The sequence below is a fragment of the Paenibacillus sp. DMB20 genome, from assembly GCF_000987955.1.
In the GTDB taxonomy this organism is placed as follows: Bacteria; Bacillota; Bacilli; order Paenibacillales; family Paenibacillaceae; genus Paenibacillus_AQ.
Genome location: NZ_LAZU01000037.1, coordinates 353,861 through 379,531, shown reverse-complemented (window position 1 = coordinate 379,531; position 25,671 = coordinate 353,861). Strand labels below are relative to the sequence as shown.

The window sequence follows — 25,671 nt, the reverse complement described above, 5'->3', positions numbered from 1 at the left end:
TATTGGATACATGCGTAAATCTGGCGGCCGCAAGGCCGCTTTTCTTTATTGGATATTCAAGAACTATTCACATCCAAAAAAAGTTTCTGCCTTGTGCATATTTGAGGAATGATGTAATATGTTGGGTATATATACATAGATATAAAGACCCATTTGGTGGAGAGTGATTATCCATGCGCGACAAAGGGACAGAGCGGTGGAGCACCTACGAGCCGTTTTACATTACATTAAACGACAAAAAAAATAGCGGATATCGTCATAACCAACCATGCCAAGAGCCGGTATAACGACCGGATTAACGGAAATGATACGCCGCACGAAGAGATCGGGGCATGGATGTGGGAATGCCTGAAGCAGAACCGGATCGTTCCGTATTACCGGAATGAGCAGGATGTGTATCTCATAGACGAGGACCTGGTGGTCGTCGCGGAATTTTCCGAGCTGGAGCATGAACGCGATCTGATCGGGAATCCGCTGCACCGGATGATTATCGTCACTTTCCTGGGCCGGATGTCCGAGACGATCGAACTCCGCGATTTGAAATCCTATTACTCTTGGCTGCGCCATTCCCGGCGCATGACGTTGATTAAAAACAGCCGCAAACGGAAATAAAGCATACGTGCGATTATAGCGCGGGTGCTTTTTTTTGTATAGCGGTGAAGCTGAACTCGCGCCAGTCGGTGCAAGTCCGTTACAATAAGAAAAAGCACAATCGAAGGAAGGGGCTAAGAAATCATGCAAAGCGATCATGCGGCAGCTGATGTTAACGCTAATAAGGAATGCGATCTTCACACGCATACGAGGGCTTCGGACGGAGTGAACGAGCCGGCGGAAAATGTGCGCCTCGCGTCGGAGAAGGGCCTTGCCGCGCTGGCGATTACCGATCACGATACGGTCGCCGGGGTACGGGAAGCGCTGGAGGCGGGGATCCGGTACGGCGTGACGGTCGTTCCCGGCGTGGAAATCAGCACCATGGCCGGCGGCAAGGACATTCACGTTCTCGGGTACTATATCGATCCGGAAGACGGCCTATTTCTTGAACGGTTGGCTCGTTTGAGGAACACGAGGGCCGAGCGCAACCAAAAAATCATAGCCAACCTGCATGAGCTCGGCATGGATATTACGATGGAGGAAGTCATCGCCGGCCTTGGCCGCGAGCTGAAACCGGATGAAAGCATCGGAAGACCTCATATTGCGGACGCGCTGGTACGAAGAGGCTTCGCTTCGGACATGCGCGAGGCGTTCGACCGTTATCTCGCTCAAGGCAAGCCGGCCTATGCGGCTCAGCCCCGCATTTCGCCGCAGGAGGCCTGCGGCTGGATCCGAGAGGCCGGGGGGACGCCGGTGCTGGCCCATCCCGGTTTATACGGGGATGATGAGCTGGTTAGGGAGATCCTGCGGGAAGCGCGTCCGGCGGGAATCGAGGTGTACCATTCCGATCACGGACGCGGAGAGGAGTCGCGTTATGCGAAGATCGCGGAAGAATTCGGCTTGATCGTAACGGCGGGTTCCGACTATCACGGCGAACGGCAGGGAGTCGTTTTTCACGGGGACATCGGCGGACGGCGCGTGTCCGCTTCCGTGCTGGAGGAACTGCAGGCGGCCCGCGGGATGCAGCTATAACCGGTTTGGATATTCATGACGCGATAACGCGCAAAAAGAGCCTAAAAGCATGGAATGATCATGCTTTTAGGCTCTTTTTTGTTAGATATAGAATTTATAAGTTATCAGCGGAGCTGATGGAATTCTATATCGTAAGAAAAACATCCGCTAAAAGCGGTCTGTCTTCTGTGAAGTACGATGACGTTTTTCATACTGCGGTTTAGCTCCGCTGATTTTTGATGGCATTCGGCAGGCTTTTGACAAACTGTTCGTCCGGCGTGACAAACAGGGTTTTTTGATGGTCGTAGATAACAAACCCCGGTTTCGAGCCGCTGGGCTTGCGAACATGCCGGATCAGCGTGTAGTCCACCGGCACGCTGCTGGATTCTTTGGCTTGGCTGTGATAAGCGGCCAGCTGGGCGGCTTCCTGCAGCGTTTCCTCCCCAAAGCTGTCGCTCCGGATGACGACGTGGGAGCCGGGAATATCCTTGGTATGGAGCCAAGTGTCGTTCGGCGATGCCAACCGGTTCGTCACGTATTCGTTTTGCAGGTTGTTTTTGCCGACGTACATCTCGATTCCTTCCGACGAAGTGTATACATGAAGCGTCGGCTTGTCGTTCTTTTTCTTCTTCCTCGTCTTGCGGCTGCGGTCTCGCAAATATCCCTGCTGCACGAGCTCCTCCCGGATTTCGTCGATATCGTTCATCGAGGCGTGCGACAGCTGCTGGAGCAGGTTGTCGAGGTAGTCTATTTCCTGGCGGGTCTTTATCAGCTGCTCGTCAATGACGGCGAGGCTGTTTTTGTACTTGTTGTATTTCTTGAAGTAACGCTGCGCGTTATCGGAAGGCGACAAAAGGGGATCGAGCTGGATGGTGACCGGCTTCTGCTCCTCGTCGTAGAAGTTCACCAGCTCTACTTGCTTGTCGCCTTTTTGAATTTGGTGAATCGAAGCGAACAACAGTTCACCGGAGATCCGGTACCGGTCCGCGTCGCCAGCCTCCTCCAGATCCTCCTGAAGCTTGTCGAGCTTTTTCAGGTTTTTCGCCCGCTCGTTTTGAAGAAAACGCAGAAGGTCGCTTACTTTTTGCTTGACCGTGTCGCGCTCGGCTTTCTCTCCGTAGTAAGCCTCGAGACATGCGCCCACCGAATCGTAATGCTGGAGCTCCCCGGTCAGCATGGTCAGCGGAACGACGGAAAAAACGGCTTTTCCCTTGGCGTTCTCGCCCGTGACGGGGTCATACCGGTTATCTCTTACAAGGTCCATGATGCCGGTAAAAGCGCTCCATAATGCCCCGCAGTCTTTGTCCGTCTCACCGCTTTCGCCCCCGGCGGCACAGCCGGCCCGGTACGCGATTTCTTGGGATATCAGCGGGCTTAATCCGCTGAACGTGTTAACGAGCCAGGCGGCCGGTTGATCCGGACTAAGCATGCAGGATTCCCTGAATTCCTCCTGCCCGACCTCCAGCGGGTTCAGCTTATGCTGCTGAGGCGGCTCGCTGTAGGCAAAGCCCGGCATAACGACCCGGTAGCTGCTGATGGCCGGCGTGACGTGATGGATTCCGTCAAGAATCGTGCCGCTGGCAGGGTCGATCAGGATGATGTTGCTGTGGCGGCCCATAAGCTCGATAACGATTTTTTTGGAGGAGACGTCCCCCAGCTCATCCCGCTGCCTGATGCTGATGTGGATGATGCGTTCCATACCGACTTGGGTGATATCCTCGATAATTCCGCTTTCGCAGTGCTTGCGCATCAGCATGCAGAACATCGGCGCTTCGGTCGGATTCAAAAAGCTTTCCTCTGTCAGATGAACTCTCGGATAGGTGGGATTCGCCGAGAGCAGCAGCTTGGCATTCCCTTTCTGCGTGCGGATATGCAGTACGATATCCCTGTCGTTCGGCTGATATATTTTGCTGATCCGGGCACCCCGGCAGGCCTGAAGCTCATGCGTGATCGCCCGTGTTACGATTCCGTCCAATGCCATAGTCATTTCTCCTATTCTAACGCTTCCCAGATTGCTTTCTACTCTATGATGCCATACTTCGGGCAAAAACTTAAGAGCCGTTCCTGTGATATTTGCGAACCTGTCCGAATACATTTACGTTGAGAGGTGGAAAAGCTGTCCGCCGGAACTGGAGAAACAACCGGGAGGGAAAGGGAGCATGGAACAAAAGTTATGGCACCAGATGGATGTCGACGAATTGCAGCAGGTGATGCAAGTCCATCCGCAACAGGGCCTCACGGAAGAGGAAGCGGGGGAAAGGCGCAAAACCAGCGGGTGGAACGAGCTGTCCGAAGGAAAGAAAATATCGCCGTTCACGCTGTTTTTGAATCAATTTAAGGACTTCATGGTACTTGTGCTTCTCGGCGCCACCTTGGTATCCGGGCTGCTGGGCGAGTACCTGGACGCCGTGACGATTATCGCGATCATTCTGATCAACGGCGTGCTGGGCTTTATGCAGGAGTTCCGGGCAGAACGCTCCCTGCGGGCGCTCAAGCAGCTGTCGGCGCCGGGGGCGAAGGTGCTTCGGGACGGCCAAGTCATTCATATCGGCGCCCGGGGGCTTGTACCGGGGGGACATCATCCTGGTGGAGAGCGGGGACCGGATTCCCGCCGACGTCCGTTGGCTCGAAACGAGCAGCTGCAGCGTGGAGGAGTCTGCGCTTACGGGAGAATCGCTGCCGGTGAACAAGCATGCCGGCCCGATTGCCGAACAGGATGTGCCGCTTGGCGACCGGAAAAATATCGGGTATATGGGTACGATGGTGACGAGAGGCACGGCCAAAGGCGTGGTCATCCGTACCGGGATGGATACCGAAATGGGAAAAATCGCCGACCTCATTCAGAGTACCGAGTCTCAGGAAACGCCGCTTCAGCATCGGCTTGAGCAGCTTGGCAAAATCCTGATCGGCGTGTCTCTTGGGCTTACGGTCATGGTGGTCGTAGCGGGAATTCTGCACGGCCAGCCCGCTGCGGGGATGTTCCTTGCCGGCGTCAGTCTGGCCGTGGCCGCGATTCCCGAAGGGCTGCCCGCGATCGTGACCATCGCGCTGGCGCTTGGCGTACAGCGGATGATCAAGCGGAAGGCGATTGTCCGGAAGCTTCCGTCCGTCGAGACGCTTGGCTGCGCTTCGGTCATCTGCTCGGACAAAACCGGCACGCTGACCCAAAATAAAATGACCGTTACCCGGGTTTGGACCGGAGGAAGGGTGCTGGAGGTCACCGGCCAAGGCTATGAGCCGTCAGGCCAGATCCTGCAGGGCGGAAAACCCGTGGAGCTGCGCAACGACCAGGCGCTGCGGAGGCTGCTGCAGATCGGCGGATTATGCAACAATGCGGAGATATACGAAAACCTTCAGGAAGAGGCAAGAAGCAAGAAAAAGTCGAAGGAAACGGCGCCGCCCAGCGCGGTCTGGGAACTGAAAGGGGATCCGACGGAAGGGGCGCTGCTTACGCTTGCCGCCAAAATGGGCTTGCCCAAATCCAGCCTGACGTCTTCCTACCAGCGGGACAAGGAATTTCCGTTCGATTCCGAACGGAAGCTGATGACCGTGATCGTCAGCCATCAAGGTGGACGCCTGCTGTGCACGAAGGGAGCTCCGGACGTCTTGCTGGATGCCTGTTCCTATATATTATGGGAAGGCAATGTCGTGCCGTTAACGGGAACCCTGCGGCAAAAGGTTCTGGCCGCGAATGAAGCGATGGCCTCGGATGCACTTCGCGTGCTTGGCCTGGCTTACCGGGATCTCAGGCCTTACGACAAGCCGGAGAACGAAAAAGAAGCTGAATGCCAACTCGTCTTTGCGGGCCTGGCCGGCATGATCGATCCGCCGCGGCGCGAGGTGCGGGATGCGATTGCCATCTGCCGCCGCGCCGGAATCAAAACCGTCATGATCACCGGCGATCACCGTACGACGGCGGAAGCCATTGCTTCCCAGCTCGGCATCATGCCGCGTGGAGGACTTTCCATGACAGGGCAGGAGTTGTCGCGGCTGGATGATAAGCAGCTGGATGCCAAAGTGGACCAGACTTACGTATATGCCCGGGTGTCGCCCGAGCATAAGCTCCGAATCGTGAAGTCGCTGCAGCGGAAAGGGCATGTGGTGGCCATGACGGGAGACGGGGTGAACGATGCACCTGCCATCAAAGCCGCCGATATCGGAATCTCCATGGGCATTACCGGTACGGACGTGACCAAAGAGGCTTCCGCGCTTGTGCTCAGCGACGACAATTTCTCAACGATCGTTGCGGCGATTGAAGAAGGGCGGAGCATCTACGAGAATATCCGCAAGTTTATCCGCTATCTTCTCGCTTCCAATGTGGGCGAAATCCTGACCATGTTCTTTGCCATGATGATGGGACTGCCGCTCCCGCTCGCACCCATCCAGATTCTATGGGTGAACCTTGTGACGGATGGACTTCCTGCGATGGCGCTCGGCGTCGATCAGCCCGAAAAGGATCTGATGGAGCACAAGCCGCGCGGCGCCAAGGAGAACATTTTCGCAAGACGCCTGGGCTGGAAAATCATAAGCCGCGGCGTCCTGATCGGCTTCTGCACATTGGGAGCGTTCTGGCTTACGCTGCGGACAGCACCGGATCAGGCCGGCCAGTTGGCCAAAGCGCAGTCGGTTGCTTTTGCGACCCTTGTCATGGCACAGCTCATCCATGTGTTCGACTGCCGCAGCTCGCGTTCGGTCTTCCACCGGAATCCGCTTCAGAACAAGTACCTTGTGCTTGCCGTTCTGTCCTCGGTCCTGCTTATGCTTGGCGTGATGTACATTGAAGCGCTGCAGCCGATTTTCAAAACCGTTCCGCTCGGCTTCAGGGAGTGGGCCATTACGCTTGTCGCAGGAGGAATCCCGACCTTCCTCATGGGAGCGGGAAGCGTGTGGGGCGGACGCCGCCATCGGAATAGACGCGGCATGATGACAAAAAGTGCAAACCTTTCAGCATAAAGTAAATTTGAAAACCCGTCCTTCTGCGGTAAACTTTTTCTCACACTAGCAAAACGCCATTACCCTTAAACAAGGGCGATAAGGCCGCTGTTTTGCTTGTCAGGAGCCGCAGAGGAGATGGGTTTTATGCAATTTTCGAAAATGCATGGATTGGGAAATGACTTTATTATCATATACGGCGAGAAGGGCCTGCCGGAAAATGCGGCGGATTTGGCTGTAAAATTATGCAACCGTTATTTTGGCTTCGGTGCTGACGGGCTTGTCTATATCCTTCCTTCGGGTCGGGCGGATTTCAGCATGCGCATCATCAATTCGGACGGAACGGAGGCTGAGCAGTGCGGCAATGCCATCCGCTGCGTGGCTAAATACGTCTACGATAAAGGTTATGCGCGGAAGGAACGGCTTACCGTCGAAACGCTGGGGGCAGGCGTTCAGGATCTGAGTCTTGATATTGAAGACGGCCGCGTACAAACGGTGAGGGTGGATATGGGCGAGCCGGTGCTGGAAGGCTTGGAGGTACCTACGGTGCTGGACCAAAATCCGGTACTAAACCATCCGGTCGAGGTTGAAGGGAGGGAATTTCGATTCACCGCCGTATCCATGGGCAATCCGCACTGCGTTATTTATGTCGACGATGCCGTTTCCTTCGACCTTATGGCTTGGGGTCCCAAGCTGGAAGGACATCCCCTGTTCCCGAAAAAAATCAACGTGGAGTTTGCCACCGTCCGCGACCGTGGGCACGTTGATATGCGGGTGTGGGAGCGAGGAGCCGGTCCGACGTTGGCTTGCGGAACGGGCGCCTGTGCGACATTGGTCGCTTCGGTACTGAACGGTTTCACGGACAGGTCCTCCGTGGTTTCCCTGAAAGGCGGAGAGTTGTTTATCGAATGGAACGAGAAGGATAACCATGTCTATATGACCGGGCCGGCCGAGTTTGTTTATGAGGGGACCGCCCAGGATTTTTAAAGGGCCTTGAAAATTTTTCTGTAAGCAGATTTGTGCTGCGGTATCGGTTTAATGAGGGTTAGAGCTGCCGTTAAAGCTTGAAAACCTGCCAAGAGGAGGCCCCAAAAGGTCTCCTCTTTGTCTCTTTATCTTTCAGAGAGATTTATGATACATTAAGATGAAACAAAAGTCAGGCGGGGGGAGTACGATGAAACCGGATCTGCGGCAAGCATGGGAAAACAGAGTACTGATCGGTGACGGAGCGATGGGTACTTTCTTATATCAAAAAGGATTTCCGGTAGGGATATCCTATGAAGAGCTGAATTTGACTTCACCCGAAGTGATAGGGGACGTGCATCGCCAATATATGGAATCCGGTGCCCAGGTGCTTGAAAGCAATACGTTTTCGGCAAACTATGACAAGCTTTCCAAATACGGATTGGAATCCAAGGTGGAAGAGATTAACCGTGCCGGCGTGCGGATCGCGCGCGAGGCTGCCGGCAATAACGGCTATGTCGTCGGCGCGATCGGCTCCATCCGGGGAGGAAAGCGGAACAATATCTCCTCCGCGGAGCTGAAGTCTCACTTCGCGCAGCAGATTCATGCGCTGCTGACCGAAGGCGTGGACGGAATTTTGCTGGAAACCTTTTATGACGTGGAAGAAATGCTGCTGGCCCTGTCTCAGGTCCGGCAGGTGAGCGACGTGCCGGTCATATCCCAGTTTGCGGTAGAGGACATCGCGCGTACGCTTGATGGATACACCATGAAAGATGCCCTCCGGATCGTGCGCCAGGAGGGAGCCGATGTGTTCGGCTTCAACTGCCGGACGGGGCCTAACGGCATGATGCGCGCACTGGAAACGCTGGAAAACGCCAAGTCCCTACCGGCCTCCGTATTTCCCAATGCGGGTATTGCCGATTACGTGGACGGAGAGTACCGCTTTGGGGCGAGTCCGGAGTATTTCGGCAAAATGGCGGTGAAGTTTGCCGACATGGGCGCGCGGATCATCGGCGGATGCTGCGGTACGACGCCGGAGCATATTGCCGAAATTTCAGCCTCGCTGTCCGGTTATGTGCCCGTCACCTTGCCGGAACCGATCGAAGGGGAAATCGAGCGCATCGTGATTCATGAGCATTTGGAACAGGTGCCGGTCCAAGAAAGACGTGGGGAGCCGACCCTGGTCGATCTGGTGAAGGAACGGCATACGGTTATCGTGGAGCTTGATCCGCCCCGGGATTTGGACATTACCAAATTCATGAAGGGGGCCGAAGCGCTGAAAAGGGCCGGAGCGGACGCCTTAACCCTGGCAGACAATTCTCTGGCGGTCACCCGCATGAGCAATATGGCGCTGGGCCACCTCGTCCAGAACCGGATCGGTCTTAGGCCGCTTATTCATATCGCCTGCCGGGACCGGAATTTAATCGGCACCCAGTCGCATATGATGGGCTTTGACGCGCTTGGCATCGATCATGTTTTGGCCGTAACGGGCGACCCTGCAAAGTTCGGCGATCTGCCGGGATCCAGCTCCGTTTATGATTTGACTTCTTTCGAAATTATCCGGATGATCAAACAGCTGAACGAGGGCATCGCGTTTTCCGGCAAGCCGCTCAAGCAAAAAGCGAAATTCGTGGTGGGCGCAGCGTTTAACCCGAACGTCCGGCATCTTGATAAGGCGGTTCAAAGACTCGAGAAGAAAATCGCGAGCGGAGCGGACTACGTTATGACCCAACCGGTATATGACCCTGAGTTAATCGTAAGGATGAGAGAGGCTACCAAGCATTTGGACATTCCGATTTTCGTTGGAATCATGCCTTTGGCGAGCGGACGCAATGCGGAGTATCTTCATAACGAGGTGCCGGGCATACAGCTCTCTGACGAAGTTCGCAGCCGCATGGCCGGACTTGAGGGCGAGGAAGGCCGCGCTATGGGGGTCCAGATCGGGAAGGAACTGCTGGATGTCGCAGCGGAGCATTTTAAGGGCATTTACCTGATGACTCCGTTCATGTTTTACGACATGAGCGTCTCTCTGACGGAATATGTTTGGGAGATATCGGGTCGCCGATTGTCCCACTTGTTTCATTAATAAATATCAATTACAATAGTACAATGGATGTGATTCCGATGTCATTAAGCATGACCGGATTTGGTCAATCCGCCATCAAGTTCGCAGGGTACACGGTTACTTTTGAGGTTAAATCCGTCAATCACCGTTACTGTGAAGTATTGTTCCGAATGCCCCGGGAATGGGCTTCATTTGAGGACTCTTTAAAAAGGAGAATACAATCTCGGATCGGACGCGGGCGGATTGATGTGTACATTAATAAGGAAAGCGACGGCGAGAATGTCTCGGCGGCGCTTAATCATGCCATGGTCAAGGCTTATTTGCAGGCCGCGGATGAACTTCGGCGCCTTGGCGTTGAAGGGATGCCTACCGTGAGCGATATTCTTTCACTGCCTGATGTTCTGATCAGCCGCAATGAGAAGCCGGACGAAGGGGTGCAGGAGCAGTGGGCCGACGCCTTATGCGGCGGCCTGGATCAAGCTTTGGACGGGCTGATGCACATGCGAACGGTCGAAGGCTCTCATCTGGCAAAGGACATTGAGCAGCGGATCGACCGTCTTCAGCTGATGCATGCCGAAATGGCCGGCCTGGCCCCTACCGTGACGGAGGAGTACCGTGCCCGGCTGCGTCAGCGGCTGGAGTCTTTGAACGACGGTTCATTGACTTTCGATGAGCATATGTTTGGAATGGAGGTCGCCTTGTTTGCGGAACGCTCGAATATCGACGAAGAGCTGACCCGCCTGAAAAGCCATCTGGATCAGTGCAGGCGGCTTTTATATCAGGAGGGCCCGGCCGGCCGCAAGCTCGATTTTCTGATCCAGGAAATGAACAGAGAGGTCAATACGATTGGATCGAAAGCCAATCATCTGACTCTGGTGAACCGTGTTGTCGAAATGAAAGCGGAACTGGAGAAGATTCGTGAACAAGCCGCAAATGTTGAATGAACGGGCTTATTCGGCAAAATAGAGTCAAATGTATAGGGGGAGCAACCGCAATATGGCAATCAAACTCATTAATATCGGCTTCGGGAACATCGTATCGGCCAATCGGATCATTTCGATCGTGAGTCCGGAATCGGCTCCGATCAAGCGGATTATCCAGGAAGCAAGGGATCGTCACATGCTGATTGACGCTACATACGGCCGCCGCACAAGGGCTGTAATTATTACGGACAGTGATCATGTCATCTTGTCGGCGGTGCAGCCCGAAACGGTTGCTCACCGTCTATCCAGCAAAGATGATGACAACGACGAATAAAGATGGGGAGTATTATGTCTACAAAGGGATTATTGATTGTATTATCCGGTCCATCCGGGGTAGGTAAAGGGACGGTATGCAGCGCGCTGCGGACTCGTGTTCCGGATCTGGTGTATTCGGTCTCGGCCACAACCCGTTCGCCCCGCCTCGGCGAAGTGGACGGGATCAACTATTTTTTCAAAAACCGCGAAGAGTTCCATGCCATGATCGAGAACGACCAGCTCTTGGAGTATGCGGAATACGTGGGCAATTATTACGGAACTCCCCGCGACTTTGTTGAGGAGACGATTGCCGGCGGCAAGGATATTGTTCTGGAGATCGAAGTGCAGGGCGCGTTGAAGGTGAAGGAGAAGTTTCCCGACGGCATTTTCATTTTCCTGACGCCTCCTTCTCTGGACGAACTAAAGGACCGGATCGTTGGACGCGGGACGGAAAGCCAGGCCACGATCGATCACCGGATGTCCGTTGCGGTTGACGAAATGGAGCTGATCAAGCATTATGATTACGCGGTCGTCAATGATGAAATCAATCTGGCTTGCAAACGAATAGAATCTATTATTATTGCCGAACACTGTAAAGTGAAAAAGTAAGCTTCGTCGGCTTTCCGATAAGCGGCTGACGATAAGTAAATAAAAAGAGGTGCTTAGAATCCATGTTATACCCTTCCATCGATGAAATGATGAATAAAGTGGACAGCAAATACTCGCTCGTTGTTGCGGCTTCCCGCCGGGCCCGCCAGCTTCGCGAAGGCGAGTCTTCCGAATTGAAAAACCCGAAATCCCATAAGTTCGTCGGGGTTGCCCTTGAGGAAATCTACGGCGATTATATCCGGATTGAACGGGAAGAAGCGTAAGCTTCCCCGGACAATTTCATAGGGCGTTCCCAAAAAAATGTGACAACCGAAAGGTTGTTATTTTTTTGAAGTAGAAGATAGCATAAGTTTTTATTATCCTTGGCTTATCCTTCTCTCGGAAACGCTATCGTCCATCATATTTTTATCTTATAGCAGCGAAGCAGCTTTACGGCGTAAAGTTTTGCTTCTTTGTTGTTTTATCAGTCCTACCTTTAATACAGAAAGCGGGGGAAGCAGTCATGTTGAACGGTAAAGTGATTGTGCTTGGAGTTACGGGCGGCATAGCGGCTTACAAAGCCGCGGCATTGTGCAGCAAGCTTACCCAAAAAGGGGCGGACGTTCATGTCATTATGACGGCCTCGGCCAAGCAGTTTATTACCGAACTCACATTGCAGTCGCTGACAAAAAATCCGGTATATAGCGATACCTTTGATGAACGGGAGCCCTCCGTCGTGTCCCACATCCATCTGGCCGATATGGCCGATCTGGTGCTCGTGGCACCCGCCACTGCGAATATCATCGCCAAAATGGCCCATGGCCTGGCGGACGACATGCTGACAACGACGCTGCTTGCAACCACGGCCCCTGTCATGATCTCTCCGGCGATGAATGTGCATATGTATACGCATCCGGCGGTCGTTACCAACATGGAGACCCTCGTGTCCCGCGGGGTGGGCATGATCGAACCCGGCGAAGGACTTCTGGCCTGCGGTTATGTCGGCAAAGGCCGGATGGAGGAACCCGAGACCATTATCGAGGTCGTGGAACGCTTTTTTCAGCAGCAGGAGGCCGAACGGGCCCTTGACATGGAAGCTGCTCCGGTAGGGCCGCTCGCCGGAAAAAAGGTTGTTGTGACCGCGGGAGGAACCATCGAGCGCATCGATCCGGTGCGTTACATTACCAACGACTCGTCGGGCAAAATGGGATTCGCCATTGCCAAAGCGGCCAAGGAGATGGGGGCGGACGTACATTTGATAGCGGCCCATACGGATATGGCTCCCCCGGAAGGGATCCGGACGGAGAAGGTCGAGTCTGCCCAAGATATGCATGACGCGGTTATGCGCGTATTCGATGACAGCGATATTGTAGTTAAAGCGGCGGCGGTAGCGGATTACCGGCCCGTGAAGGCGGCTGCCTCCAAGCTGAAGAAGCTAGGCGAGACGATGACGCTGGAGCTTGTGAAAACGACGGACATTCTGGAAACGCTGGGGAAACGCAAAACCTCGCAGTTCCTCATCGGCTTTGCGGCGGAAACGGATCAAGTCGAGGCCTACGCCACCGATAAGCTGCGGCGGAAAAACTGCGACCTGATCGTGGCGAACGACGTAACCAAGGCCGGCGCCGGTTTCGGGACCGATACAAACACCGTTCAAATCTTTGACGCTGGGGGGCTGGTCCTCGAGCTGCCGCTCATGACCAAGGAGGATGTGGCCCGGCGGCTGCTGACGCTTGCAGCCGAGCGGATGCCGAAGGAGGGAATCTGATGGAAATGGCCAGAGTGATTGTGGACGTACCGTCCAAAGACACCGACCGGCCGTTCGATTACTTGATTCCCGAAAGGCTTCGGCCCTGGGTGCAGGTCGGCAGCCGTGTCGGCGTGCCGTTCGGTCACCGGACGCTGCAGGGGTTCGTCGTATCCCTCCACCCCCGTCCCGAAATGGATTCGGCCAAAATGAAGCCGATCCAGGAGGTGCTCGATTTTGCGCCGCCGCTTTCGCCGGAGTTGATCGAGCTGAGCGAGTGGATGAAAGAGCGTTACGCCTGCCGTCAAATTACGGCGCTTCAATCGATGCTTCCGACCGCGCTGAAAGGCAAGGCGGAAAGGTATGTTACGCTGGGGAACCCGTTGGAGGACGAAGGGGAACAGGAAGGCGTTTTGTTTGCCGTCCAGCCTGAGACCGAAGCGGAGCAAGCGGTGCTTGCGTTCGTGAAGAGAAGCGGAGAGGTTTCGCTCGAGCAGCTGAACCGGGCGTTTCCGGAAGAAGCGGACAGCGTAAAGGCTCTCCTCTCACGTGGGCTGCTGCGGGAGTATCAGCAAATCAAGGATAAGCTCCAGAAGAAAACGCTAAAAGCGGTGGAGCTTGCGGTTAGCATGGATGAAGCCCGGCAGGCGTTGGAATCGTTTCCGGCCAAAGCCCAGCGGCAGAAGGACGTGCTGTCCTTCATCGTGGAAATGGAGCCTTTCTTGCCCATTTCCCTGAAGGAAGTGCTGTCGAGCCTCGGCGTAACCGCCGGAACGGTCAAAGCGCTTGCGGATAAAGGCTATATCGCCATCGAGGAAATGGAAGTGTTCCGCGATCCTTACAAAGGGCGGAATTTTAAACCGAGCGAGCCGCTTGCGCTTACCCAGGAGCAGCAGCATGCCTACAGCCGGATCGTTCATAAGCTGGATCAGCGGCGGCACGGCGTGTTTCTGCTGCACGGGGTAACCGGCAGCGGCAAGACCGAAATCTACCTTCAAACGATCCAGCGCTGTCTGGAGCAAGAACGCCAGGCCGTTGTCCTGGTTCCCGAGATTTCGCTTACCCCGCAGATGGTGGAACGGTTTAAAGGCCGTTTCGGCGACCGGGTTGCCGTCATGCACAGCCGGCTTTCGGACGGAGAACGCTATGACGAGTGGCGCAAGATCCATGAAGGCCGCGCATCGGTCGTGGTCGGCGCGCGTTCGGCCGTGTTCGCGCCGTTCGGCTCCCTCGGGCTGATCATTATGGACGAGGAGCATGAAACCTCGTACAAGCAGGAGGAGACGCCTAAATACCATGCAAGGGACGTGGCGATCCGGCGGGCCTCCCGGGCTGGAGCCGTCGTGATTTTGGGCTCGGCCACCCCTTCGCTGGAGAGTTATCATGCCGCAAGATCGCAGTCGAACGACGACTTCGCGCCCGAGCTGCTTGAAATGCCGAGCCGGGCGCTCGGCAACAGGCTGCCGGAGGTTGCGATTGTCGATATGCGGGAAGAGCTGAAAGAGGGCAACCGCTCCATGTTCAGCCGTCCGCTTCACGAAGCCATCGCCGCCCGGCTAGAGCGGGGGGAGCAGACGGTGCTGCTGCTGAACCGGCGCGGCTACTCCACCTTTGTGATGTGCCGCAGCTGCGGCTACGTGGCAGGCTGTCCGGAGTGCGACATATCGCTGACGTACCACCAGAAGTCGAACAATCTCCGCTGTCATTACTGCGGCTATGCCGCACAGGCTCCGGAGGTGTGTCCGGACTGCGGCAGCGAGCATATCCGCTATTTCGGAACGGGAACGCAGCGGGTCGAGGAAGAGCTGGCCAAGCTGTTTCCCGGCATCCGGGTCATCCGGATGGATGTGGACACGACGACCGAGAAAGGCTCGCACGAAAAGCTGCTGAAGCAGTTCCGGGATAAAAAAAGCGGATATCCTGCTCGGCACGCAAATGGTTGCCAAAGGCTTGGACTTTCCCGACGTTACGCTCGTGGGGGTCATTACGGCCGACTCGGCTTTGAATTTGCCGGATTTCAGGGCCGCGGAAAAAAACGTTCCAGCTGTTGACCCAGGTGGCGGGGCGTGCCGGCAGGCACCAGCTGCCCGGGGAGGTTGTGATCCAGTCTTATACGCCCGACCATTATTCGATCATTCATGCAAGCGGCCATGATTACCTTTCTTTCGTCAAGGATGAGCTGAAGCACCGCAAGGCCCTTCATTATCCGCCGTATTGCAGGCTGATTCTCGTCACGCTGTCGCATGAACAGCTGCCGCTTCTCGTCCGGCTTGCGGAAAATTACGCGTCGGATTTGAAAGCCAGGGCGGACCGCAAAGGCTGGTTTGGCAGCCTTGACCGTTTTGCCGCCGATGCCCTGGACGTACTGGGACCGGTCGCATCGCCTATTCCAAGGCTTAAAAATAGATACAGATTCCAATGTATGATAAAATGGCGGGGAACGATGGATGCCGTTTCGCTCGCTCGGCTCGTGGCCGAGGAGCTTCAGGATTCCGCGCGAGACACGAAGCTGCAAATCAGCATTGACGTGGACCCGCAAATGCTAATGTAATCGAACATATATTGAATGAAAAGCATGAGGATGGTGTCATTGATGGCAATTCGCATTATTGTTAAAGAACCCGATGAGGTGCTGCATAAACGGGCAAAGGAAGTGACGAAGGTGACGCCGAACGTCCAAAAGCTTTTGGACGACATGGCCGATACGATGTATGACGCCGATGGCGTGGGTCTTGCCGCGCCCCAGGTCGGCATTTTGAAGAGGTTGATCGTGGTGGATGCCGGCGACGAGCACGGCTTGATCAAAATGATCAACCCCGAAATCCTTGAGCGGGAAGGCGAACAATTCGGCCCTGAAGGCTGCCTGAGCATCCCCGGATGGAACGGCGATGTCCGCCGCGCCGAGAAGGTCAAGGTAAAGGGACTCGACCGTGAAGGAAACGAGCTGGTGGTAACCGCTACCGGACTTCTGTCCCGCGCATTTCAGCATGAGATCGATCATCTGAACGGGGTGCTGTTTACCGACATCGCGGAACGGGTGTACGAATATGATCCGAACCGGCCTCCGCGGGAGGAGCTGGAAAACCGATGAACATCGTATTTATGGGTACCCCCGCGTTCGCCGTGCCCAGTCTCGATATGCTGGTGGCCGAAGGCTACAACGTCGTAGCGGTGGTGACGCAGCCGGACCGTCCGCAGGGACGAAAAAAAAGTGCTTACCCCGACGCCGGTGAAGGAAGCTGCGCTGCGCCACGGGATTCCCGTGATGCAGCCGCAGCGTCTGCGTCATCCGGAATCGGTGGCCGAGCTGGCGAACTATAAGCCGGATATGATCGTTACGGCCGCATACGGGCAGATCCTCCCGAAATCGGTGCTGGATATGCCCGCTCTCGGCTGCCTGAACGTTCACGGCTCGCTGCTTCCGAAGTACCGGGGCGGAGCGCCGATCCAGCGCTCCATCATGAACGGCGAGAAGGTCACGGGCATTACGCTGATGTACATGGCGGAAGGGCTGGACACCGGCGATATGATCGCCAAGGCGGAAGTGCCGATCGGCGATGACGATACGGCGGGCACCATGTTCGAGAAGCTGAGCCGTGCGGGTGCATCCCTGCTCAAGGAGCAGCTGCCGCACTTGATGAACGGCAAAGTCCAGGCCGAGCCTCAGAAGGACGAAGAGGCGACTTACGCGCCGAATCTGAACCGCGAGGACGAGAAAATCGACTGGAACCGGACTTCCAGGGAAATATTTAATCAGATCCGCGGCCTTGTGCCGTTCTCCGGCGCATTCACGCTGTGGAACGGGGACGTGTTCAAGGTATGGTCGGCCGAGGCTCCGCAAAGCGGCGGCACGGGCAGCGGCGAAGCGGTTCCGGGAACCGTGCTGGCGGTAACCGAAAAAGGCATCGCGGTAAAGACGGGAGACGGGATTCTTAATCTGTTGACGGTTCAGCCGAGCGGCAAAAAAAGCGATGGATGTTTCGCAGTTTGTCCGCGGGACGAGTTTGACGGCCGGGACGGTGCTGTCGTGAGCGGACGCGGCCATGGTCCAGTAAAACGGGCGGCGAGTGCCAGAGAGCTGGCCATGGATGTGCTGACCCAGGTGGAGCAGGAGGGAGCCTACAGCAATTTGCTGCTCAACGCGGCGCTTCAGAAGGCATCGCTGGCGAAAGGGGATGCCGGACTTGCCACGGAGCTTGTCTACGGTACGATCGCAAGGCTGAACACCCTGGATTACTTTTTGGACCGTTTTGTCAAAAAGGGAACGGCGAAGCTGCAGCCCTGGGTCCGGGCGCTGCTCCGGCTCAGCCTGTACCAGATCATGTATCTGGACCGGATCCCGGAGCATGCCGTCGTCAGCGAGGCCGTCAACCTGGCCAAGCGGCGCGGTCACCAAGGCATATCCGGCATGGTGAACGGCGTGCTGAGGAACGTGCTCCGGCAAAAGGACGAGCTTGTTATTCCGGATGACCTCCCCCCCGGCGGACCGGATTTCACTCAAGCATTCCCATCCGAAATGGCTTGTGGAGCGCTGGATCGAGCAATACGGCGAGGAGACCGCCGAGGCGATCTGCCGGGCCAATAACGAACCCCCTGCCGTCAGCGTTCGGGTCAACACGACGATGATCAGCCGGGACCGGATGCTGGAGGAAATGGAATCCGCCGGGTTCGATGCCGTCCCTTCGGAGCTCAGCCCTTACGGTATCATCGTAAGAGGCGGCGGAAACATGGCTTTAACCGACTGGTATCGGGAAGGAATGATCTCCATTCAGGATGAAAGCTCCATGCTTGTGGCCGAAGCCGTGGGCCCGGAGCCGGGCATGCGCGTGCTGGACTGCTGTGCCGCTCCGGGAGGCAAGACCGCCCACATGGGAGAACTGATGAAGGACGACGGCCTGATCATCGCCAATGATCTCCACTCCCATAAGCAAAGGCTGATTGCGGAGCAAGCGGAGCGGCTCGGACTGGAGAGCATCACCTCCGTCACGGGCGATGCGCTGGATCTGGCGAGCCGGTATGAGCCCTCGTCTTTCGACAGGGTGCTGCTGGACGCGCCATGCTCCGGGCTGGGCGTCATCCGCCGCAAGCCGGACTTGAAATGGGCGAAGACGCCGGATGATGTCGGCGAAATCGCCGCGCTTCAGCGGGAACTGCTGGATACCGCGTCCGGTCTCGTCCGCCCGGGGGGCGTGCTCGTGTACAGCACGTGCACGATCGAGCCCAAGGAAAATGAAGAGACGATAGAATCATTTTTGAGCAGACATCCGGATTTCGTTATGGATGACGATGATGCCCGATTCCCGGAAAAGGTGCGGAAACATGCGTTGTTCCGCGGCGGCGGAGTGCAGATTCTTCCTCAGCATTTCCACAGTGACGGTTTCTACATTGCAAGGCTCCGGCGACTCCCTTGATCGGGGCAAGCAAGATACGACTATAGTCATGGCCCGCCGTGCTGGCGGGTTTTCTCTTTTACCGTCTCTTTTATTTGTGTTAAAATAGGAAGAATGAAAAGAGAGATGCATATGAATGAAAAAGACAGGTGTGGTGAGATGAAGCCTTTTATATATGATTTTTCTTTGGAGGAGCTCCAGGCGTGGGCCCAGGAAATCGGCGAGCCGGCATTCCGCGGCACCCAAATTTACGAATGGCTGTACGTAAAGCGCGTGGACTCTTTCGAAGAGATGACAAATCTGTCAAAGGATTTGCGGCGTAAGCTGGAGGAACAATTCAGCTTCGTAACCTTGACCGAAATTACCAAATTCGAGTCCAAGGACGGCACGGTGAAGTTTTTGTTCGGTCTGCATGACGATCATGCGATCGAGACGGTCATCATGAAACACAACTACGGGAACAGCATCTGCGTCACAACCCAGGTGGGATGCCGGATCGGCTGCACGTTTTGCGCGTCGACGCTGGGCGGTTTGAAGCGTAACCTGACGCCGGGGGAGATCGTGGCCCAGGTCGTGCAGGCGCAGAAAATCCTCGACAAAAAAGGAGAGCGCGTCAGCAGCATCGTCATTATGGGCTCCGGCGAACCGTTTGAGAATTATGACGCCACGATGAAGTTCCTGCGCACGATGATCCATGAGAAGGGGCTGAATATCGGCCAGCGCCACATTACGGTATCGACCAGCGGCATCGTGCCGAACATCTACAAGTTCGCGGAGGAGAACACCCAGATCAACCTGGCGATTTCGATTCACGCGCCGAACGACAAGCTCCGTTCCAAGCTGATGCCGGTGAACCGGCGCTTCCCGTTCGATGATGTCATCGAAGCTCTTCGGTATTACCAGGCTAAGACGGGCCGCCGCATTACGTTCGAATATGCTTTGATCGGCGGGGTCAACGACCAGGCTGAGCATGCGGAAGAGCTGGCAGACGTCATTAAGGACATGAACTGCTACGTGAACCTGATCCCGGTTAACCACGTGCCGGAACGCAAATACGTCCGCACGTCGCGAAACGACATTTTCAAATTTCAACGCACCTTGGCGGATAAAGGCGTGAACGTAACGATCCGCCGCGAACAAGGCCATGATATCGCAGCAGCCTGCGGCCAGCTGCGGGCCAAGCATATGGAGTTGGGGTGAGAATAATTTGATCAACACGGTTCATGTCAGCCATGTCGGGCGGGTTCGTCAGGTGAACGAAGATTCGGTCCTGATCCGTCAACTGGAGCATGGCTATACACTCGGCATTGTTGCCGACGGAATGGGCGGTCACCTTGCGGGGGATACCGCCAGCAGACTGGCGGTTCAGACCGTAGCCGAAGACTTGTCCTCCCTGGAGCCCGAAATCTCCATGGACGGCTTGCGGTCGGTGCTGGGCGACGCCATTCTGCATGCCAATGAAGTGATTTACCGTGAGGCATCCACGGACGAACGGCTGCACAATATGGGCACCACGATCGTGGCGGTGCTGCTTCGGGACTGCGAAGGCTATATCGGCCATATCGGAGACAGCCGCGCCTATAAAGTGTCCGCGGGTCAGGTGACCCGGCTTACGGATGATCACACGCTGGTCAATGAATTGTTTAAAAGCGGTCAAATCACAGAAGAGGAACTGGAGTCCCATCCGCGCAAAAACGTGCTGATCCGGGCACTCGGAACCGACGTTGACGTATCGGTTGAGCTTAGTCCGGTAGCGCTTGCCGCCGGCGAGGTGCTGCTGCTGTGCAGCGACGGGCTCAGCAATCCCGTAAGCCGGGAGCTGATCGGCCAAATCGTCGGCTCGCCAGACCTCCCTCTGGAGGATAAGGCAGACCGCCTGCTTCAACTGGCTCTTCTCGCCGGAGGCGACGACAACATCACGGTCGCCCTGTTTGAGCATCAAGAAGAAGCTGCCGGCAACGTACAAAGGGGTGGAATTCATGATCGGACATGAATTGGCTGGTCGTTACAAGATCATAGAGCGAATCGGCGGCGGTGGAATGGCGCTGGTCTACAAGGCACAGGATATTTTACTGAACCGAAACGTAGCGATCAAAGTGCTGCGGCAGCAGTTTGTGCACGATGAGGAATTTATCCGCCGTTTCCGGCGCGAAGCGCAATCTGCAGCATCATTGTCACATCCGAATGTGGTCAGCATTTACGATGTGGGCCAAGAGGACGATGTGCATTACATCGTTATGGAATATATCGAGGGAAACAATCTTAACGAAATCATCAAAGAACGGGCTCCGCTCCAAGTGGACGAGGCGGTCCGGATCGCTTCGCAGATTTGCGACGCGTTGGACCATGCCCACCATAATCAGATCATTCACCGCGACATCAAGCCGCACAATATCCTGATCGGCCGCAACGGCCGGGTCAAGGTGACGGATTTCGGCATCGCGAGAGCCGTCACCTCGACGACGATCACCCAAACGGGGTCCGTTGTCGGTTCGGTGCATTATTTTTCTCCGGAGCATGCCAAAGGCGTGGCTACGGGGGAAAAATCGGATTTATACTCTTTGGGCATCGTATTGTATCAAATGCTGACGGCCCGCCTTCCTTTTCTGGGAGAGAGCCCGATCAGCGTCGCGCTCAAGCATCTGCAGGAAGAGTTCGACGAGCCGCGCGAGGTCAATCCTCTGATTCCCCAGAGCGTGGAGAACGTCATTTTGAAGTCGATGCGAAAAAAATCCGCAGGAACGCTACCAGTCCGCGGAAGAGATGATGCAGGATCTGGAAACCTGCCTGCTGCCGAACCGACGCAATGAGACAAAGGTTGAATTCGAGGACGACGAGGATCAGACGAGAGTCATGCCTGCCCTCAAGACGATGCAGCAGAGCAGCGGTTATGCATCAGCGGCACCCGTATCCGATCCGGAGGATGAAGAACCGGAAGCGGAGATCGTGAAAGGCGGAACCCCGAAGAAAAAATGGAAAAAGCCGGCGCTTATCATCGGTTTAGTCCTCCTGTTTCTGGGTATCCTTGCTGGTGTAGTTATTTATGTGAACAAGATGCTGGTCGTACCGGACGTAACCGTTCCGAAAGTCATCGGCATGACCGAGGAGCAAGCGGTCCAGGAGCTCGAGAAAGTCGGGCTTGTTGTGGATAACGAGGTCATCCGGGAATACAAGCAGGGCATAGATACAGGCACCGTGTTCGACCAGAGCAAGGAAGAAGGCGCCGTCGTGAAGGAAGGCTCCATTATCCAGTTGTCGGTCGGAGACGAAAAACCTCTAAGCAAAATGCCTAGTGTAACAGGAAGAACATTGCCAGAGGCACTGCAGCTCCTTAAGGAAAACAAGGTGAAGGAAGAACAGGTAACGACCACGGAAGAGAACAACGACAGCGTTCCTGCCGGTCAGGTCATTTCCCAATCTCCGTCCGAAGGGGAAGACTTCGATCCGGATAATGTCAGCGTGCAGCTCGTTATCAGCAAAGGCAAGAAGAATGTAACGATGCCGGACCTGATCAATAAAACGCGCAGCGAGGCGGAAAATCAGATCAAATCGCTCGGGCTGAACGTCGGCACCGTGAAAGAAGAGCCGAGCTATACGGTGGAAAGAGGGCTGGTTATGGCCCAATGGCCGTATGAGCCGAACTCCCTTGCGACGCCGGGAACGGATCAGAACATTACGGTAAGCTCCGGGTTGCCTGCCGATGCTTTGAACTATACCTTCAGGGTGCCGGTAGCCCCGAACCGTGAAGGCGAGAAGAGCAAGATCCGGATCGTATTCTCGGATGCCCGCGGCGACAATCAGGAAGGCGAAACCCGCCGTATCACCACCACCGAGATTATTCCGGTGAACCTGCTGCTGGGTCCGGGCAAAGACGGCACGGTTGACATTTACCGCGACGGACGCAGGCTGGATACGTATTCCGTTTCCTATACGGATGCGAAGAACGGCACGGTGCCCGAGCCGGTGATCGAACAACCGGAGCTGGATGTTCCGGCAACTACGGATCCGCCGCCAGGCGAAGGCCAAGTGGACGGAGAGGATCCTGCAGGCGGGGATGGCTCCGCCACCGATCCCGGCCAGAACAATGGCAACGGCAACGGCCATGGTAACGGCAACGGCAACGGCAACGGCAAGGAAAATGGAAACCCCGATGACGAGGAAATCCCGACCGAAGATGTTGAAGGCGCAGGTTGAAGCAGATAACTAATACAACATCTATTACAGAAAGTGAGGCTGGCTAATGCAGGAAGGACTGATCGTAAAGGCACTGAGCGGATATTACTATGTCAAACCACTCCGGGAAGGCCAGGTTGTATCCGGCGAGGACCCTTCGGTTCAATGCAGAGCTCGCGGAATTTTCAAAAAAAGAGGCGTGTCCCCGCTGGTCGGGGACCGCGTCGTATACTCTTTAACCGAGAACGGGGAGGGGACCGTGGATGAGATTCTTCCACGGTCTTCCCAATTAATCCGTCCTCCGGTAGCCAACGTTCAGCTGGCCGTTCTTTTGTTCTCCGTAAAGGAACCGGATCTGAATCTTCTGCTGCTGGACAAGTTCCTAGTACATATCGAGCATTCCGGATTGGATACGCTGATTCTGTTGACCAAACAGGATCTTGCGGAAGACTCGGATCATACCGCGGGACGCGTTAAAAAGCTGTACGAGTCGATTGGCTATGAGGTTATGATCACCAGTTCCCTTCTTGGAACGGGAACGAAAGAAGTAAAGGATAGGCTGGCCGGTGCCATCAGCGTTTTCTCCGGGCAATCCGGCGTGGGAAAATCGTCCCTGCTCAATGCCCTTATGCCCGGGCTGTCGCTGGAAACCAGCGAAATCAGCATGCGTCTTGGACGCGGCCGCCATACGACGAGACATGTGGAGCTGATTGAACTGGACAATGGCGGGTTCGTGGCCGATACGCCCGGCTTCAGCCAGCTTGATTTCCTGGAGCTCGGCGTGGAGGAGCTCTCCGATTGTTTCCGCGAGTTTGCGCCATATGCCGAAAACTGCAAATTTCGGGGATGCAGCCATACCCACGAGCCGGGCTGCCGGGTGATCGAGGCCAAGGAGAACGGCGACATTGCGGAGAGCCGTTACGAGCATTACTTAGAATTTTTTACGGAAATGAAAGAAAAGAAGCGGAGGTATTAACCTTATGATCAAAATAGCGCCATCCATACTGTCGGCCGACTTTGCCAAGCTGGGAGACGAAATTGCCGAAGTTCAGGCAGGGGGAGCGGACTGGATCCATGTGGACGTCATGGACGGCCACTTCGTTCCTAACATTACCCTGGGGCCTCCGATCGTCCGGGCGATCCGTCCCCGGACGACGCTGCCGCTCGACGTTCACTTGATGATCGAGCAGCCGGAGCGGTATATCTCGGATTTTGCCAAGGCGGGTGCCGATTATATTACCGTGCATGCCGAAACCTGTCCTCATCTCCATCGGGTGATTCATCTGATCAAAGAGCACGGGGTAAAGGCGGGAGCCGCGATTAATCCGGGGACCCCCGCGGATGTTTTGAAAGAGGTGCTCCCGGATCTGGATCTGGTGCTGGTCATGACGGTAAATCCGGGGTTCGGGGGGCAGAAGTTCATTGAGCGGACCGTGGGCAAAATCGAACGGCTCCGCGAGTGGATCTCAAAAGGACCCAATCCTCATACGCACATTGAGGTAGACGGCGGCATTACCGCCGATACGGCGCGGGTGGTCGCCAAGGCAGGGGCGGATGTGCTTGTGGCGGGAAGCGCGGTGTTCGGCATGCCGGACAGGACTGCAGCCATCGATGAGATCCGGAAGAGCGGACAAGTCTAGCAGCGCTTAGGCTTTCCGGTAAAAATGCATAGGGCGAGGCCTCGCCGCATAAGTATGGTTACATGAGCTGGGTTCTCATGTAACCTTTTTTTGTGAATATAAGAAGGTATAAATTTTTTTTATGCTTGGCTTATATTTCTCCCGGAAGGGCTCCTTTGTCCTTGGAGGAGGACGGCGAGGTCTTTTTTTCAGGATGAAAGAATCCATAAGTTTTCAGCGAAGCTGAACAACTCTTCGATCGCAAGAAAAAAAAACATGTAAAACGCGGTCCGCCTTCGTTGAATGTGCGTCGATGGACGTTTTTCTTACTTGTCGTGTTCACATCCATGGGCTTGGTGCATAAAATAACGGGAAGGTATGAGAATGATGGGGAGGGTGAGACATGAAATTTTATACGTTCAAGCTGCCGAAGTTTCTGGGGGGGGTTGTTAAAGCCATTTTAAACACGTTTCACAAAGGCTGACAGCTTGTCCCGGCGTCCACAAAACCTCCGCCCGGGACGGCAGCCCTGGCTGTGAGAGGGAAAAGGACATGAGAACTGAACAGCTAAGGTTCGCCGTTACTCTTGGCCGTGAGCATCGCACTGTTGAAGTTTTTCTTGCGGGACCAGGCTGCTTGTCACTGAAGTCCATTCTATCTTTATATCTCAAAAAGAAAAAAGCACCTTCTGCGGTCAAGGTGCTTTTTGTTTAGTCATATGCATCTAAACGTAAGAAAAACTTCCTTCTCCCGGGCAGCCCTTAGCAGGCTGGAGAGATTAAGAAGTTTTTCTTAAATATAAGAAAGTATAAGATTTCATTTATACTCGGCTTATATTTTGACAGAAACGCCATCGTCTTTCCAATGGACGACGCAGTCGTTTCTACTGTATGGCAAAGATAATTATACGCGAGTCACTTTACCGGATTTCAGAGCACGAGTGCTGACGTATACACGTTTTGGCTTACCGTCCACGAGAATGCGAACCTTTTGAACGTTTACACCCCAAGAACGTTTGTTGTGGTTGTTGGCGTGGGAAACGTGGTTGCCGCTGCTTGGTTTCTTGCCTGTTACATAACATTTGCGAGACATGAATTACACCTCCTTGTTTCATAACCCTGTATAAAACAATACTTAAATATAATATCACAGTAAAAAATTGCTCCGTCAACTATCCTAAAAACATTTATTTCTCATTCTTCTTATAGTACAATGTTGTTTAGTCCATAATATTTCCGAAGAAATACGGTGGGCTGATCGGTGGAGCCCGCTTTTTTAGGATATAGGAAGCATAAAACGTTTTGGGCCGCTTCCCTATATCGCATGAAAAACGTTCGCGAAACGCGGCACGTCT

At 55.1% G+C, this 25,671-nt stretch carries 18 protein-coding genes and 5 pseudogenes; 21 read left to right on the top strand and 2 right to left on the bottom strand.

The annotated features are described in order from the left end of the window. Positions 1-173: 173 nt before the first annotated feature. Positions 174-612: pseudogene (locus XI25_RS22430) on the top strand (hypothetical protein). 123 nt (positions 613-735) lie between these two features. Further along, entirely contained in the window at positions 736-1,623 is an 888-nt protein-coding gene (locus XI25_RS22425; protein ID WP_046680308.1) for a PHP domain-containing protein, read from the top strand. 199 nt (positions 1,624-1,822) lie between these two features. On the opposite strand, the gene XI25_RS22415 is transcribed toward XI25_RS22425, so the two are convergent. After that, entirely contained in the window at positions 1,823-3,583 is a 1,761-nt protein-coding gene (locus XI25_RS22415; RefSeq protein ID WP_046680306.1) for an Rqc2 family fibronectin-binding protein, read from the bottom strand. A 178-nt stretch (positions 3,584-3,761) separates the two neighbouring features. Between XI25_RS22415 and XI25_RS22410 the strand changes: the two are divergent. The 19 genes and pseudogenes from XI25_RS22410 (at position 3,762) to spoVM (ending at position 24,801) form a co-directional block, all read left to right on the top strand. Beyond that, positions 3,762-6,555, top strand: a pseudogene (locus XI25_RS22410) (calcium-translocating P-type ATPase, SERCA-type). A gap of 126 nt (positions 6,556-6,681) precedes the next feature. Beyond that, positions 6,682-7,521 (top strand): diaminopimelate epimerase, encoded by an 840-nt coding sequence (gene dapF, locus XI25_RS22405; protein WP_046680305.1) that lies wholly within the window; start codon positions 6,682-6,684, stop codon positions 7,519-7,521. A gap of 187 nt (positions 7,522-7,708) precedes the next feature. Beyond that, a complete protein-coding gene (locus XI25_RS22400) occupies positions 7,709-9,583 on the top strand; it encodes a bifunctional homocysteine S-methyltransferase/methylenetetrahydrofolate reductase (protein WP_046680304.1) in 1,875 nt (624 codons plus the stop codon). A gap of 38 nt (positions 9,584-9,621) precedes the next feature. Further along, positions 9,622-10,506, top strand: a complete 885-nt coding sequence (locus XI25_RS22395) for a YicC/YloC family endoribonuclease (protein ID WP_046680303.1) — start codon at positions 9,622-9,624, stop codon at positions 10,504-10,506. 52 nt (positions 10,507-10,558) lie between these two features. After that, positions 10,559-10,819 carry an extracellular matrix/biofilm regulator RemA gene (remA, locus tag XI25_RS22390; RefSeq protein ID WP_006209218.1) on the top strand — a complete coding sequence of 87 codons (261 nt, stop codon included), beginning with the start codon at positions 10,559-10,561 and terminating at the stop codon, positions 10,817-10,819. Between the two features lie 14 nt (positions 10,820-10,833). Then, on the top strand, positions 10,834-11,409 hold the full coding sequence (gene gmk / locus XI25_RS22385; RefSeq protein WP_046680302.1) for a guanylate kinase: 576 nt from the start codon (positions 10,834-10,836) through the stop codon (positions 11,407-11,409). 62 nt (positions 11,410-11,471) lie between these two features. Next, a complete protein-coding gene (gene rpoZ / locus XI25_RS22380; protein WP_046680301.1) occupies positions 11,472-11,672 on the top strand; it encodes a DNA-directed RNA polymerase subunit omega in 201 nt (66 codons plus the stop codon). A 239-nt stretch (positions 11,673-11,911) separates the two neighbouring features. Next, positions 11,912-13,156 (top strand): bifunctional phosphopantothenoylcysteine decarboxylase/phosphopantothenate--cysteine ligase CoaBC, encoded by a 1,245-nt coding sequence (gene coaBC, locus XI25_RS22375; protein ID WP_046680300.1) that lies wholly within the window; start codon positions 11,912-11,914, stop codon positions 13,154-13,156. Then, positions 13,156-15,186, top strand: a complete 2,031-nt coding sequence (priA, locus tag XI25_RS22370) for a replication restart helicase PriA (protein WP_442950426.1) — start codon at positions 13,156-13,158, stop codon at positions 15,184-15,186. The genes coaBC and priA overlap by 1 nt, the downstream gene beginning before the upstream one ends. A 5-nt stretch (positions 15,187-15,191) precedes the next feature. Beyond that, entirely contained in the window at positions 15,192-15,686 is a 495-nt protein-coding gene (locus XI25_RS37005) for a hypothetical protein (RefSeq protein ID WP_442950425.1), read from the top strand. 42 nt (positions 15,687-15,728) lie between these two features. Further along, positions 15,729-16,226, top strand: coding sequence for a peptide deformylase (gene def / locus XI25_RS22365; RefSeq protein ID WP_046680299.1), 498 nt, complete (start codon positions 15,729-15,731; stop codon positions 16,224-16,226). Further along, positions 16,223-17,166: pseudogene (gene fmt / locus XI25_RS22360) on the top strand (methionyl-tRNA formyltransferase). The gene def and the pseudogene fmt overlap by 4 nt, the downstream one beginning before the upstream one ends. Before the next feature lie 53 nt (positions 17,167-17,219). Further along, a pseudogene (rsmB, locus tag XI25_RS22355) lies at positions 17,220-18,546 on the top strand (16S rRNA (cytosine(967)-C(5))-methyltransferase RsmB). A 138-nt stretch (positions 18,547-18,684) separates the two neighbouring features. Next, a complete protein-coding gene (rlmN, locus tag XI25_RS22350; RefSeq protein ID WP_046680451.1) occupies positions 18,685-19,725 on the top strand; it encodes a 23S rRNA (adenine(2503)-C(2))-methyltransferase RlmN in 1,041 nt (346 codons plus the stop codon). A gap of 7 nt (positions 19,726-19,732) precedes the next feature. Further along, positions 19,733-20,518, top strand: a complete 786-nt coding sequence (locus XI25_RS22345; RefSeq protein ID WP_046680298.1) for a Stp1/IreP family PP2C-type Ser/Thr phosphatase — start codon at positions 19,733-19,735, stop codon at positions 20,516-20,518. Then, positions 20,505-22,719: pseudogene (gene pknB / locus XI25_RS22340) on the top strand (Stk1 family PASTA domain-containing Ser/Thr kinase). The gene XI25_RS22345 and the pseudogene pknB overlap by 14 nt, the downstream one beginning before the upstream one ends. 46 nt (positions 22,720-22,765) lie before the next feature. Continuing rightward, complete coding sequence (gene rsgA, locus XI25_RS22335) at positions 22,766-23,674, top strand: ribosome small subunit-dependent GTPase A (protein ID WP_046680297.1); 909 nt, start codon at positions 22,766-22,768, stop codon at positions 23,672-23,674. A 4-nt stretch (positions 23,675-23,678) separates the two neighbouring features. Further along, on the top strand, positions 23,679-24,338 hold the full coding sequence (gene rpe, locus XI25_RS22330; RefSeq protein WP_046680296.1) for a ribulose-phosphate 3-epimerase: 660 nt from the start codon (positions 23,679-23,681) through the stop codon (positions 24,336-24,338). 382 nt (positions 24,339-24,720) lie between these two features. Further along, positions 24,721-24,801, top strand: a complete 81-nt coding sequence (spoVM, locus tag XI25_RS22325) for a stage V sporulation protein SpoVM (protein ID WP_046680295.1) — start codon at positions 24,721-24,723, stop codon at positions 24,799-24,801. Between the two features lie 419 nt (positions 24,802-25,220). On the opposite strand, the gene rpmB is transcribed toward spoVM, so the two are convergent. Then, complete coding sequence (gene rpmB, locus XI25_RS22320) at positions 25,221-25,409, bottom strand: 50S ribosomal protein L28 (protein ID WP_046680294.1); 189 nt, start codon at positions 25,407-25,409, stop codon at positions 25,221-25,223. Between the last annotated feature and the right edge of the window lie 262 nt (positions 25,410-25,671).